Annotated in this window: 9 protein-coding genes; 6 read left to right on the forward strand and 3 right to left on the reverse strand. The window is 57.5% G+C overall.

What is annotated here, in order from left to right:
• Nucleotides 1-119: 119 nt before the first annotated feature.
• Nucleotides 120-1,643: a fumarate hydratase gene (locus ACYZTS_RS13290; RefSeq protein ID WP_461989740.1), complete on the reverse strand. Its 1,524-nt coding sequence runs from the start codon at nt 1,641-1,643 to the stop codon at nt 120-122.
• Between the two features lie 520 nt (nt 1,644-2,163).
• On the opposite strand from ACYZTS_RS13290, the gene ACYZTS_RS13295 reads away from it, so the two are divergent.
• From ACYZTS_RS13295 to ACYZTS_RS13305, 3 genes are read left to right on the forward strand one after another with little or no spacing between them, the layout of a single operon-like run.
• Complete coding sequence (locus tag ACYZTS_RS13295; RefSeq protein WP_461989742.1) at nt 2,164-3,270, forward strand: GGDEF domain-containing protein; 1,107 nt, start codon at nt 2,164-2,166, stop codon at nt 3,268-3,270.
• The gene (locus ACYZTS_RS13300; protein ID WP_461996433.1) at nt 3,263-4,198 is read left to right on the forward strand and encodes an iron-sulfur-binding ferredoxin reductase; all 936 of its coding nucleotides are present in this window, start codon (nt 3,263-3,265) and stop codon (nt 4,196-4,198) included. The genes ACYZTS_RS13295 and ACYZTS_RS13300 overlap by 8 nt, the downstream gene beginning before the upstream one ends.
• 33 nt (nt 4,199-4,231) lie before the next feature.
• Complete coding sequence (locus ACYZTS_RS13305) at nt 4,232-4,978, forward strand: enoyl-CoA hydratase-related protein (RefSeq protein WP_461989744.1); 747 nt, start codon at nt 4,232-4,234, stop codon at nt 4,976-4,978.
• A 70-nt stretch (nt 4,979-5,048) separates the two neighbouring features.
• Here ACYZTS_RS13305 and ACYZTS_RS13310 read toward each other — a convergent pair whose 3' ends face one another.
• Together ACYZTS_RS13310 and pyk are read right to left on the reverse strand one after the other, a co-directional pair.
• Nucleotides 5,049-6,344: an NHL repeat-containing protein gene (locus ACYZTS_RS13310; protein WP_461989746.1), complete on the reverse strand. Its 1,296-nt coding sequence runs from the start codon at nt 6,342-6,344 to the stop codon at nt 5,049-5,051.
• A 303-nt stretch (nt 6,345-6,647) separates the two neighbouring features.
• On the reverse strand, nt 6,648-8,099 hold the full coding sequence (gene pyk / locus ACYZTS_RS13315; RefSeq protein ID WP_461989748.1) for a pyruvate kinase: 1,452 nt from the start codon (nt 8,097-8,099) through the stop codon (nt 6,648-6,650).
• A gap of 175 nt (nt 8,100-8,274) precedes the next feature.
• On the opposite strand from pyk, the gene ACYZTS_RS13320 reads away from it, so the two are divergent.
• The 3 genes from ACYZTS_RS13320 to ACYZTS_RS13330 all read left to right on the forward strand — a co-directional run bounded on the left by ACYZTS_RS13320 (nt 8,275) and on the right by ACYZTS_RS13330 (nt 13,603).
• Nucleotides 8,275-8,652, forward strand: coding sequence for a tetratricopeptide repeat protein (locus ACYZTS_RS13320; RefSeq protein WP_461989750.1), 378 nt, complete (start codon nt 8,275-8,277; stop codon nt 8,650-8,652).
• Nucleotides 8,653-8,881: 229 nt separating this feature from the next.
• The gene (locus tag ACYZTS_RS13325) at nt 8,882-9,241 is read left to right on the forward strand and encodes a PilZ domain-containing protein (protein WP_461989752.1); all 360 of its coding nucleotides are present in this window, start codon (nt 8,882-8,884) and stop codon (nt 9,239-9,241) included.
• A 279-nt stretch (nt 9,242-9,520) separates the two neighbouring features.
• Nucleotides 9,521-13,603, forward strand: a complete 4,083-nt coding sequence (locus ACYZTS_RS13330) for a hypothetical protein (protein ID WP_461989754.1) — start codon at nt 9,521-9,523, stop codon at nt 13,601-13,603.
• Nucleotides 13,604-13,762: the final 159 nt, after the last annotated feature.

The following is a 13,762-nucleotide window of genomic DNA, read 5'->3' on the forward strand; positions in this document are numbered from 1 at the left end:
GGGCGGAAGTTGTGACCTGTTACATCTGACAGGTGGTGGTGATTTCTCTCGGGAAAAAGCAGGGCGAAAAAAAACCGGCCTGTCAGACAGGCCGGTTTTTCAAGACGCTTCAGCGCTGCTTACTGCACTTCTATCGCCAGACTTTCACTGATCTTTTTCTGCCAGATCGCAGGGCCGGTGATGTGCACCGACTCGCCGTTGCTGTCCACCGCAACGGTCACTGGCATGTCTTTGACGTCGAACTCGTAGATCGCTTCCATGCCCAGTTCGGCGAACGCGACCACGCGGGATTTCTTGATCGCTTGCGCCACCAGGTAAGCCGCGCCGCCAACAGCCATCAGATAAACCGCCTTGTGGTCCTTGATCGCTTCGATCGCGGTAGGGCCGCGCTCGGATTTGCCGATCATGCCCAGCAGGCCGGTTTGCTCGAGGATCTGACGGGTGAACTTGTCCATCCGCGTTGCAGTGGTCGGGCCAGCCGGGCCGACGACTTCTTCGCGCACCGGATCAACCGGGCCGACGTAATAGATGAAGCGCCCCTTAAGGTCCACCGGCAAGGTTTCGCCCTTGTTGAGCATCTCGACCATGCGTTTGTGCGCAGCGTCGCGACCGGTGAGCATCTTGCCGTTGAGCAGGACGGTTTCGCCCGGCTTCCAGCTCTGCACGTCTTCCGGGGTCAGGGTGTCGAGGTTGACGCGACGGGCCGACGGGCCGGCTTCCCAGACGATTTCCGGGTAGGCGTCCAGCGGTGGCGCCTCCAGCGAGGCCGGGCCGGAACCGTCGAGCACAAAGTGCGCGTGACGGGTGGCGGCGCAGTTGGGGATCATGCACACCGGCAGCGAGGCGGCGTGGGTCGGGTAATCCATGATCTTCACGTCGAGCACGGTGGTCAGGCCGCCGAGGCCCTGAGCGCCGATGCCGAGTTGATTGACCTTCTCGAACAGCTCCAGGCGCATCTCTTCGATACGGTTGGACGGGCCGCGCTTTTTCAGCTCGTGAATGTCGATGGACTCCATCAACACTTCCTTGGCCATTACCGCAGCTTTTTCGGCGGTACCGCCGATGCCAATGCCGAGCATGCCCGGTGGGCACCAGCCGGCGCCCATGGTGGGCACGGTTTTCAGGACCCAGTCGACGATCGAGTCCGACGGGTTGAGCATGGCCATCTTCGACTTGTTCTCGGAACCACCGCCCTTGGCCGCCACGTCCACTTCCACGGTGTTACCCGGGACGATGGAGTAATGGATCACGGCCGGGGTGTTGTCCTTGGTGTTTTTGCGAGCGCCGGCCGGGTCGGCGAGGATCGAGGCACGCAAGACGTTTTCCGGCAGGTTGTACGCGCGGCGCACACCTTCGTTGATCATGTCGTCCAGGCCCATGGTGGCGCCATCCCAGCGCACGTCCATGCCCACGCGAACGAACACGGTGACGATACCGGTGTCCTGGCAGATCGGGCGGTGACCGGTGGCGCACATGCGCGAGTTGATCAGGATCTGCGCCATCGAATCACGCGCTGCCGGCGATTCTTCGCGCAGGTAGGCTTCGTGCATCGCCTGAATGAAATCGACGGGGTGGTAGTAGGAAATGAATTGCAGGGCGTCGGCAACGCTTTGTATCAGGTCGCTTTGCTTGATCACGGTCATCTGTCGCGCTCCTCTAAAAGACGGGAACATTCTAAAGAGCAGCTTCGAGTTCCAAGCTTCAAGCGGCAAGTTCAGAGCAGTACGTGGACTGCACCAGCTTGCCGCTTGAAGCTTGAAACTTGGAGCTGTTCCTCTGGCGCGCCGGGCATGCTGGCGCGACGCTAAAAAGGCGCGGCAGTATAGCGCGGGTCGTCGGCGTAAACACGCGCCGGCAGTCAATCGTTGGTCGCATACGCAGGCGGTGCAGATAAACCTGCGCGGGCGCGCTCATCTATAGAGGTCGGCTTGCTGGCGATAGCGTTTCGGGCAGCCAGCCAATTTGTGACTGGCAGGTCGCTATCGCCAGCAACCCGGTTCCTGACAGGTGCAGGCACCATCAACAGTTAACCGGGTCAGCGCTTTGACGCCAGTTTTTCTCCCTAAAAATTCAATGGTCATTTACCCGACTGCCCACTAAAGTGGCAGTCGGTCTGTAGAACAGGACGCTCTGTCAGCCTTCTTTCGCACGGTGAGTCAACGATTGACCCATAACGCAATCCAACGCCTTTTGCTCAAACGCTTCGCCCTCGCAGCCGGCACTTACGCCTTGGCTTTGCTGCTGCTGTGGCTGGCGTTTTTCACGGGCCATTACGATGAGCCGTTGGCCAATGTGGCCGTCGGCAGCGCCCTGGTGGTCATCAGCCAGGCGACGCTCTTTGCGCTTTTTTACAGCGGCCGGAACCTGCGTTTTCCCGACCCCAGCCTGACCGAGCCCCAGGTCTTGCTTGGCCTGGGCTGGCAAACCTGGCTGATCGCCAACCTCGACGAGGCTCGCGGTGCGTTTCTGGTGTTCTACCTGCTGATAATGCTGTTCGGGCTGTTTCATCTGTCGCGTCGCGCATTTGTGCGGTGCGCGTTGTTGGTATTCTTCAGTTTTTGCGCGATCACTCTGTGGGAGGGCTATCACTTCGAGCTGACCGACCCGGCGCTGTCTACGCTGCAGGTGTGCGTACTGCTGATTGTGATGATCTGGCTGGAACTTTACGCCCGTTATGTCCAGGCCTCGCGCCAACGCATGCGCCAGCGACGCTTCGCTTTGCAGGCGCATCAGGACACCTTGCGCGGCATGATGCGCCAGCTCGAGGACCTGGTCGCCACCGACGAACTGACCGGGTTGTTCAATCGCCGGCATTTCCTGCGCCTGGCCTCACGCGAACTCAACGCCATGGAATCGGGCGTAGTCCACGGCCTGGCGCTGATCGACCTTGACCACTTCAAACGCATCAACGACGTGCATGGGCATGCCGCCGGCGATCAGGTGCTGCAAGCCTTCGCCGCTGTCGCCACGGCGTGCCTGCGCGAGGGCGACGTGCTGGCCCGTTATGGCGGCGAAGAATTCGTTTTGTTGTTGCCTGATTGCGATCCCGAGCGTTTGACTGCGTGTTGCGAACGTCTGCGCATTGCGTTCACCGATGTCGAGTTGATCGGTCTGGATGTCGCACACCTCAGTTTGTCCGCAGGCATGACGCTACTGGAGCTGGGCGACGACCTCGACGACGCGCTGCAGCGAGCCGATCAGGCGCTTTATCGGGCCAAACGTGACGGCCGCAATCGGTGTGCTGCGGCGTGGGAAAATGTCGATGCCTGAGGTGCGCGTCGGCGAGCGCCAATGGTCGGTGACGGCCGGCAGTAATCTGCTCGACACGTTAAATCACAACGGCGTAGCGGTGCCCTATAGCTGCCGCGCCGGCAGTTGCCATGCGTGTCTGGTGCAGTGCGTGCAAGGGTTGCCGAATGACAGTCGGCCGGATGCCCTCAGCGCAGAGCAGCGTGCGCAGGGCTGGCGCCTTGCGTGCCAGTGTCAAGTGGTCGAGGACTTGCAAGTGCACGCGTTCGATCCGCAACAGGACGGTCGCCCCGCCGAAGTCGCGGCTGTCGATTGGCTCAGCGCCAATGTGCTGCGTCTGCGTGTCAACCCTCAGCGGCCGCTGCGCTACAACGCCGGACAGCACCTGGTGCTCTGGGCCGGCAATGTGGCGCGGCCTTACTCCCTCGCCAGCCTGCCGGAAGAAGACCGTTTTCTGGAGTTTCATCTCGATTGTCGTCACTTGGGTGAATTCAGCGCTGCCGCCCGCCGCCTGAAGATTGGCGACCCGTTGCGTCTCGGCGAGCTGCGCGGCGGGGCGCTGCATTACGATGCCGACTGGTCTTCCCGACCCTTGTGGCTGATGGCGGCAGGAACGGGCCTTGGGCCGCTGTTCGGCATTCTGCGCGAAGCGTTGCGACAGGATCACCAAGGTGACATTCGCGTCATTCACCTGGCCCATGATGCCGACGAGCATTACCTGGCCAAACCCTTGCAGGCCATGGCGGCCAGCCGTCCGAACCTGAGTATCGAGCTGTGGACGCCGACCGGGTTGCCCGAGGCTTTGGCGCAACTGCGGCTTGTTTCCCGGCAAACCCAGGCCTTACTCTGCGGGTCACCTGCCAGTGTCGAGGCCTTTGCCCGACGCCTGTATCTGGCCGGATTGCCGCGCAACCAACTGCTGGCCGACGAGTTCTTGCTGCGTGGTTGAGTGCTGATGATTCAGACGCGAGACTGACCGACCATGAACGATGCCATCCAGATTGAACGCGAACCCGGCGTGCTGATCCTGCGTCTGAACCGTCCCGACAAGAAAAACGCCCTGACGCGTGCGATGTACAGCCGATTGGCGCTAGCCTTGAAACAGGCTGACACCGACCCTGAAATCAACGCCGTACTGATCAGCGGTTCCAGCGAATGCTTTACTGCCGGTAACGACATCGCCGACTTCCTCGAGCAACCGCCGAGCAGCCTCGACAGCCCGGTGTTTCATTTCATGCTCAACCTGCTCGAATGCCGTAAACCGGTAGTTGCCGCCGTGGCGGGTGCAGCAGTTGGAATCGGCACAACGATGCTGCTGCATTGCGACCTGGTGTATGTCAGTCGCGATGCGCGGTTGCGCATGCCCTTCGTCAATCTTGGACTTTGCCCGGAATTTGGCTCCAGTCTTCTGCTGCCGCGCTTGCTCGGCCACGCGAGGGCGTCGCAATTGCTACTGCTGGGCGAAGGGTTCAGTGGCGAACAAGCGGCAGCCTGGGGCATTGCGACCGAAGCCCTTGGCAACGGCGAAGCGACGCTGGCCAGGGCGCGGGAGATGGCCTTGCGCTTCGAATCGCTGCCGGCGGAGGCGGTGCGCATCAGTAAGCAATTAATGAAGGCGCCGGATCGGGAGCAATTGCTCCGAGTGATAGAAGAAGAGGGCGCGTTGTTTACCCAACGGCTGCGTTCGCCGGAAGCGGTTGCGGCGTTGTCGGGGTTTATCAACTCGTAAACGGCAACCGTCGTCGCGGAGCAAGCAGGCGAGGTGTTATTCCTTGCCTGCTTGTACTGCCCTGGGACCTTTAACCCAAGTACCTGAGTATCAGTCCGAATTTCTGGATAACATTACTGGCATACCCGCCAACGATAATCTTGCCGTCTTTTTGCAAAGCCACTGCTGAGCCTTCATCTGCCCTATTGGGCTCGCCGTTGGTTACCCAGCCTTTTTCATTGAAGGTAAGGTCCAACTGTCCAGTTTCCAGAAAACGTGCCAATACAAGGTTGTAGACCAATGTTGCGGATCTTCTATATCCCGTAACGAGTATTTTCCGGTCGGTTTGAATCGTGCCGGCCCTCCAATTGAGACCGGCACTCTCAAGTTGAGTTATTACTTGCTTGCCGTCGTTGAATGGCAGGTCAGGGATCCCATTGGCAGTCAAACTAGTCAATACCCCAGAGGCGGGTGTCACCATATTAGCGATAATGAGCATCCGGCCATTGGATTGTTCGACTAATCCAGATCCCAATAAAGATGGGCATGATGGGGTTTCGGAAGAGATAAGACAAAAACCGTCTGGTCCCAGCGAGGGATCCATGTTGCCATTTGCGTCGCAGCGTAGCAGTAGAGTTCTACGCTCGCCGTAGTCCCACACACCTCCGAAGCCAAGATAACTTCCGTCGGGGTGTTCAGTGACACTCGAGAGCAGGGTAACAGTGTCGCTGTATGATGGATGACTGACGATCAGATAACCCGTTCCCTTGAAACTGGTATCCAGAGAGCCGTTACTGTTGAGTCGAATAAGCAATCCGACTTGCCTCATTCCGAATGAGTGATGTGATGTGATCAGGATTTTTCCATCGGGCAGCAGGCATGCCTTGCTGAACGCTCCGGCCCCTATATCCGCGGTCGGCGCCCCGTTCGGGGTGGATGACGAGTGGGAGTCGCCCAGTACATCGAGAACCACCTTCCCGTCTGTCCCAAACTCTCTTTCCAGTTCTCCGGTCGACTTGTAGCAGGCTAGACAGCTGGTTCGCCCTATGACGCCCGAAAGCAACAGAGTTCCAGACCCTAGCAATGTGATGGAACTGCCACGGCAGTCGACCCCTTCGCGGAACTGATCCGTCACGAAGCCAGTGCCGGCAAAATCGGTATCGAAGCTGCCGTCTGGATTCAGCCTGATGAGCGCATAAGACAATTGTGCGGAGGCAGCTCGTACTGTGCAGGCGGCATAAATTTTATTGTTGGTTTCATCGATGCAAAGGCCTCTGATCTCGACCTCTTGAAACCCAGGAATCTCAAGCAACAGTTTCCCATTTATGCCAAAGGAAGTATCAGGACTACCTGGCCCATTACCGGTAAAGTTTTTTTTAGGCGACATACTATTTGTCCTGATTCACTAAGTTTTTCCGTGTCGGATGCAGGATCTATAAAAATCTGCGTTTTTGGATGCATGCCGGAAAGCTGACTCGGTGGGACTGTTTTAATCCTTGAGAATAAATTTATCTACTGTCACAAATGACAGGACCTTCGTACTTGATTGTATATAGGAGAATAAAGTTTATTCCCGGTCGTGAATCGATATTCACTTTCGAGTTTTCCGTGCTCGTGAAGCCTCTGATGAAAAACGCAAAAAGCCCCGCCATTCACATGGCGGGGCTTCTGTTTTTCAGCAACCAGGCACTCAGACCTGCGGGTCACCCACGTGCAGGATCTTCATCCCGTTGGTGCCGCCGGTGGTGTGATAGCTGTCGCCCTTGGTCAGGATGACCCAGTCACCTTTTTCTACGACGCCGAGCTTGACCAGCTCGTCGATCGCCTTCTGGCTGACTTCGTGCGGTGCCAGCGACGCGGGGTCGAACGGTACGGTGTAGACGCCACGGAACATCGCCGCGCGCGCCTGAGTCTCACGGTGCGGCGAGAAGGCGTAGATCGGCACCGAGGAACGGATGCGCGACATGATCAGCGGGGTGTAGCCACTTTCGGTCAACGCGATAATCGCCTTCACGCCCGGGAAGTGGTTGGCGGTGTACATGGTCGCCAGCGCGATGCTTTCGTCGCAGCGGGTGAATTCCTTGCCGATGCGGTGGCTGGAGGTCTTTCCTGTCGGGTGCTTTTCTGCGCCGACGCAAATACGCGCCATGGCTTGCACCGCTTCCAGCGGATACAGACCGGCGGCGCTCTCGGCCGACAGCATCACGGCGTCGGTGTAGTCGAGCACGGCGTTGGCCACGTCGGAGACTTCGGCGCGGGTCGGCATCGGGTTCTGGATCATCGACTCCATCATCTGGGTCGCGACGATCACCGCCTTGTTGTGGCGGCGTGCGTGCAGAATGATTTTTTTCTGAATGCCCACCAGCTCGGCGTCGCCGATTTCCACACCGAGGTCACCACGGGCAACCATCACCGCGTCGGAAGCCTTGATCAGACCGTCGAGGGTTTCGTCGTCGGCCACGGCTTCGGCGCGTTCGATTTTCGCTACCAGCCAGGCAGTACCGCCGGCTTCGTCACGCAGCTGGCGCGCGTATTCCATGTCGGCGGCGTCGCGCGGGAAGGACACGGCGAGGTAGTCGACTTCCATCTCGGCAGCGAGCTTGATGTCGGCCTTGTCTTTCTCGGTCAGGGCAGGAGCCGTAAGGCCACCGCCGCGACGGTTGATGCCTTTGTGATCCGACAGCGGACCGCCGATGGTCACGGTGCAGTGCAGTTCGGTAGCGGTGGCGGAATCGACGCGCATGACCACGCGACCGTCGTCGAGCAGCAGCTCGTCGCCGACGCCGCAGTCCTTGACCAGATCCGGGTAGTCGATACCGACCACTTGCTGGTTGCCTTCGGTCAGAGGATGGCTGGTGGAGAAAGTGAAGAGATCACCGATCTTCAGCTCGATCTTCTTGTCGGTGAATTTGGCGATACGGATTTTCGGGCCTTGCAGGTCACCCAGCAGGGCGACGAAACGACCGTGCTTGGCGGCGAGGTCCCGCACCAGCTTCGCGCGAGCCTTGTGCTCGTCGGGGGTGCCGTGGGAAAAGTTCAGGCGGGCGACGTCCAGGCCAGCCAGAATCAGCTGTTCGAGAACTTCCGGCGAGTTACTGGCCGGGCCAAGGGTAGCGACGATTTTGGTACGACGGACGGACATGCAAAGACTCCTGAGTTCAAGCGCTGAGTGAGGCTACTATGCTCTGGGGGTGTAGTCATTGTTCATGTGCACTACTTTTCTTGAAGAACTTTGTTAATCACATGTTTATGGAAATGAACAGTGCTGAAGATTTTAGCCGGCGGGTCGATACAGAACTCAAGACAGGAGAACCCTCATGCGATTTTTGCTTTTAGCCGTGCTTGCCCTTAGTGTCGTGGGTTGCACCCGTTGGTCGATGAACCATCATCTGAACAATGCCTACAGCGCCTACGAACGGGGCAATTGCGAGCAGGTCACGCTCGAATTGTCCAAGGTCGAACGCGCCAGCCGCGCGCGGCCTTACGTGTGGCCGGAAGTATCGATGTTGCGCGGTTTGTGCCTCGAACGGCAGAAACTGTTCGTCGATGCGGCGCAGACTTATCAGTTCATCATCGCTTCCTACCCGCAAAGCGAATACGCCTTCCGCGCTCGCGCCCGCCTGGAAACCTTGCAATCGTTGGGTCATTACCCGTTGCGCAGTACCACGGCGGTGGTCCGTCCAACGCGCTTTTGATTGCGCTGGTCATCTCGGGACCTGGCTTCCCGGGCCAGTGAGCTATAGTTCTTGCAGTCGGTCAGAGCATTGCTTCTACCGACGTAACACCTGTGATCGGCAGGCGTAAGCGACAGCGGTTGGATGGACTGTCGCACCGGGATCGGGGAGAGCGCGCGTCTCTGAATGGAGAGCCCGTTCCGAAGCATTAGTGCGGCTCTGCTCGAGAGCCTTGCATGGCGAATTGCGCATGTTTATCGACCGCCGGATCGAGCGGCATCAATTGCCGTATTTTCTCAGAGTGTTCAACGGCGTTACCGACAAACCGATTGGCTTTCTCGGTAACGTGTCCGAAGAAGGGCTGATGCTGATCAGCCACTTGCCACTGATGATTGGCGCCTCATTCGAACTGCGCCTGAAAATTCCTGCGGCTGACGATTGCCCTCGGTTTATCGACCTGAAGGCTTGCTGCCTGTGGTGCCATGAAGACGCTACGCCTCATCATTACGACGCCGGTTTCAGCCTGCAATGGGCACCGGTGGAGTATGGGGAATTGGTGGGGGCGTTGCGGGGGTATTTCAGTTTCAGGCAGTTGCCGGCTTCTGCCTGAAAAAAGCCGTAACACAGAGTTGCGAGCGCTTCATTGCCTCGGGCGACCTGCGCCTTTCCTTCGCGATGGCGCTGCTCCTTCCCGCCCGATTTGACCGATAGAACATCAGCAATCATAGGAGCTTATCAACATCAATGCGAGGGCTAAACCGTTCGTCTGAACTGTCAAATTTAACAGGTGGTTGGCAATGGAAATGGGGATTCAATTACTTTAATTATCCCCCGCGGCAATGCCGACACCTGGATGTCTGCCTTGATTGCAAAACCATAGGAAATGACCATGGATACCGACGACGGTGTAGACAAAGATGAATTCCGCGAGCCGACGGCGGAGTCTGATAGCAGCGGCATTGCCGTGCAGCAAGAAGCTGATGAAATACCGAAGATTGAAGGTTCAATTTCGGAGGCTCAACTGAGTGCAACTTCTTTAGGAAGAACGCGATTGACGCTCACCGGAGGTGGAGATGCTAGGAGACTAGATCTTGACTTGGAGTTTTGGTGGGAAGTGAATTTCACTTTTCATTGCAGGGCTCATGGCTACAGATTAGCTAACAATGGTCGTGGGTCCGGTAATATTTATTTGGGTATTGATTCGCATGACTCGACGGGCCTGCCGGAGATTACCAGAGATGATGCTAGGCAGGATGGAAACTGGCACGGTATCAGCGCTAAATTCGTTGCAACAGGTAATCGCAATACCGGCAAGGGAAATATCTACTGCGTATGGACCTACGATACGTCGGGAAATGATCCACATTTCTCGATGCCTAGATATCCAGTCCCAGCTCCGCCTCCTACAATAATTTCGCCTGTCAGGAATGTCGCTGAGCCAACATTCCAGATTCTTGGCAAAGGCGCTTTCTTTCCTGTGGCTGCTCCTGCAATGGAAATTCATACCCCATCTGGCAAGTTGAAAAATGCTTCCATAAATAGTGCTACTGGTGACTGGAACGCTACTGTTTCCATACCCACTGGTCAGTCGTCGATGACTTATTTTGGTCTGCAGGCTTTTTCCAGTACGTTCCACCATAAGACCGCTAACGCTTCCGCGTACCTCGCGAAAATTACTAATCCGGACACCGTAGTGCGAGCGGAGGATTTTATCTTCAAAGGCACAGCTGCCCCCGGAAGCAAAATTGCAGTGGTACAGGCTGACAGCCATTGGACCGCTTTCGCCGGTCCGGCAACCGCGAATTCGTCCGGTATTTGGACGGCAGCTGCCAACGCAGTGCTGTCCAGTCGAGTCATTACAGTACAGGCGCAATATACACTCGCAGGGACCCAGCTCGGTTACACAAAACCAGTCACTTTCCAGATTCTGGGAAAACCGGCCATCAGCAATATGGCGACTCTTCAGGAAATGATTTTCAACGTGACCGGTAGCAATGGTTTTTCCGCTGCCACACTCGCCGTCTATATTGATCCGACGGCTACCAAAGTTGGAGAAACCACCCTGCAAGCAACCGGCAACTGGAGCGTACCGGTTAACTGTAATCCAGGGGCTGTAAATCTTGCTGTAGAGCAAGTTCTATCCGGCGTGAAGTCAAACCGTGGTGCAGTTCGTTCATTCCATATCCGGCCCCCGAAACCCACGCTTGCGGCAAAGCTCAATGGAGAAGCCGTTGAGTTACACGGCACGGGTCATAACGGCTTGAACGTTCGAATGGATGTTCATTTTTCTGGCATCAAAGATGATGCTTATCTTGAGATACCAGTCAATGCGGGCAAGTGGAGCAAAAATATTCCGGCTGACTTATTGCCAGGCAATTACGTGTTCGGCGGTCGCCAAAGCGTTCCTGACGGTGGCACCGGCCGAATTTTCAACTCGGGCTGGGCTACTGAGATCAGGGTCAATGTACCCACGCCTAAACCGACAGGCGTAAGTGCCACGGCTGCCGGGCAAAAGGTGACGTTCGAGGGCACAGGTCGCCAATGGGACGCAACCGAGGTGAAAATTGGCATTTACCACAACGGTGTGGCTCTGGCCGGGGTGCCGCAGGCCATCGTGCAGCAGAACAATAGTTGGCAGACTCCGCCAGGGGCCGATTTGCCGCCCGGCACCTATCCCTCTCTGACGGCCCGTCAATGGGTTAATAATCAGTGGTCTGCCGACAGCAGTATTTTTTCGATGGTCATCGAGTCACCCGTCCCGCAATTCACGAATCCACCCATCGAATCCCCCACCGGCCAGCGTCCGCAAATTTCCGGCTCGGCATGGCCTGGCTCGAAGATAGAATTGTGCATCTCGGGAAAACAGCCACAGGAACTGAGCGCAACCTTGGGCACGTTTGTGCTGAACGCCACCGAAGATTGGGCCCCGGCCACTTATACCCTGACCGCTACGGCAGAATTTGGTGGGCAAGATTCTGCCATCGCCACCCGCACGTTTACAGTCGGGACCCCATTACCGGTTATCAGCACACCCGCCGGCGCCGAAGTCGATCCGGTGCCGGTACTGGAAGGCACTGGTTACAAAGGGTGCTGGGTGTTTGTTTTTTCCGTGGACGGCAATCAAGAACTTGGACGCGCACAGGTTCGGCAAGACGGTAAGTGGTCGGTCACGTTGCTGGAGCAAGTGCCGAAGGAGCTTGATCTTTACGCTGTTCAGAAAGAAGCGCCAGACAGCGACAACGTGTCGGCACACTCCACCTCGAAAAAATTTACGGTTCGGGTGCCCATCCCGGTGTTTTCACTGCCCGCAGAGAATGGACGCCCGGGGCGTACGTCGCAGTTTTCGGGCACCGCCATGCCGCGCGGTAAGGTCCAGTTGTGGATCAAAGGGGAAAACCAGCCCCGGGTCAAAGATATTCCGGTGACGCCGGAGGGCCGCTGGGAAGCAACTGTCAGTCTGGACGTGGGCGGTCCAGTCGTGCTTGAAGTTGCGCTCTTCTACAAGAACTTCAACAGTGCAAGACGAGAGCGTGTCGTCACCGTGGTGCCGTCCGTGCCTGTCATCGATACGCCGTTGCCCAATGAGGCGCTGGGCGCAATGTTGAGAATTTCCGGATTCGGTTACCCACTGGACACTATCAAAATTCAGCGCCGCCACAATTATTCCAATTTAGGCTCTGCGACAGTTTCAGCTCAAGGCACCTGGTCATACCTGATCAAACATAACATGGTTGCGCAAGACGGGTTGAGCGCCTCGGCATTTGCGGGGGGCGGTCTGGAGTCTACGCTGACCCCCGTGATGGGGGTCACTTTACTTGGGCCTGCTCCGCAAATAATCGAACCCATGGCCGGCGATCGCGTAGGGCTCAGGCCGCGATACAGTGGGTTGGCAACATCTGGAGCCACTGTCAGCGTCGCGTCAGGGTTCAACGTTGACGAGCGGCTGGCGCCATCCGCGGTCGCGGATGCATACGGGCGCTGGGAGGTGATGGGCGACAAGAATCTGCCGGAAGGGGCGGCTTGGGTAATGGTGCGCCAGACGGTGGAGGGTGGCGCTTCCGAGTGGGTTGAAAGTGGGCGCTTCATGGTGGAAAAAGTCGCTGCCGGATTTGAAGCGCCGCAGGTTGACTATCCTGTTGAAGGACAAAAAGTCGGAAGGCACCCAATGTTCAAGGGCCGCGGTATGCCAGCGGCGCAAATCACCATCACCAAAGCCAACGACGTTAACGTTGTGCTGGCCAAACCCTGGGTCGATCGTGATGGCCTCTGGAGCGCGCGTTCGGCGATCGAGTTGCCTTTCGGTAACGAGTACCGGTATTCGGTGAGTCAGGCCCGCGATGGTGTCCAGTCGCAGTACTTGTCACCCCATCCGTCCTTCGATGTGGTTCAGGTCTCTGCCGGATTCGAGGCACCACTCATCGATACGCCAATTAATGACCCAGAGCAAAAACTTGAGCGGCGGCCGATTTTTGCCGGCAGAGGCTGGCCAGGGGCCGAGATAGTTCTCTACCTGAACTTTACCGGCGGCGTTATCGCCAGTACGCAGGTTGACGCACAGGGCCGGTGGTCGGTGCGCCTTTCCATCGAACTTACCGTGACGGACGACCCACACCGAATCGGGGCCGTGCAAACCATCGACGGTCAACGCTCTCTCAAGTCGGAAAATGTCGGCTTCAAGGTCGAGGAAAAAGTCGAAGCACCGGTCATTCTGAACCCGGCTGATGGCGGGTACGTCGCGCCACGTGCAGTGATCAGCGGCACCGCTGTGCCGGGAGCGCACGTGATTGTTTATCAATCGGGCATCAGCACGGTCGCATGGGCCGAGGGTATCGCCGATGAATCAGGGAATTGGTTGATGATAACGAAGGTATTGCCGCTGGGGGATTTTGCAGTGACCGGACAGGCTCGCAATGGAGTAATAATCTCCGAGATGTCGACTCCGGTGAATCTTAAAGTGATAGACGCCGGGTGACACCCGATGTGTGACCCAATGGCCCTCTCTAGAGGGTCATTTTTTTTGTTACCGTGAAATTGTGCATTCTCAATCCGACCAGTGGTTGCATTTACTGTCAGATCTGACAGTTGTTCTCCGCCCTGAGTCAGCGTCAAATCGACTGAGCGATAGCGTTGC

The sequence above is a fragment of the Pseudomonas sp. TMB3-21 genome (genome assembly GCF_054898145.1).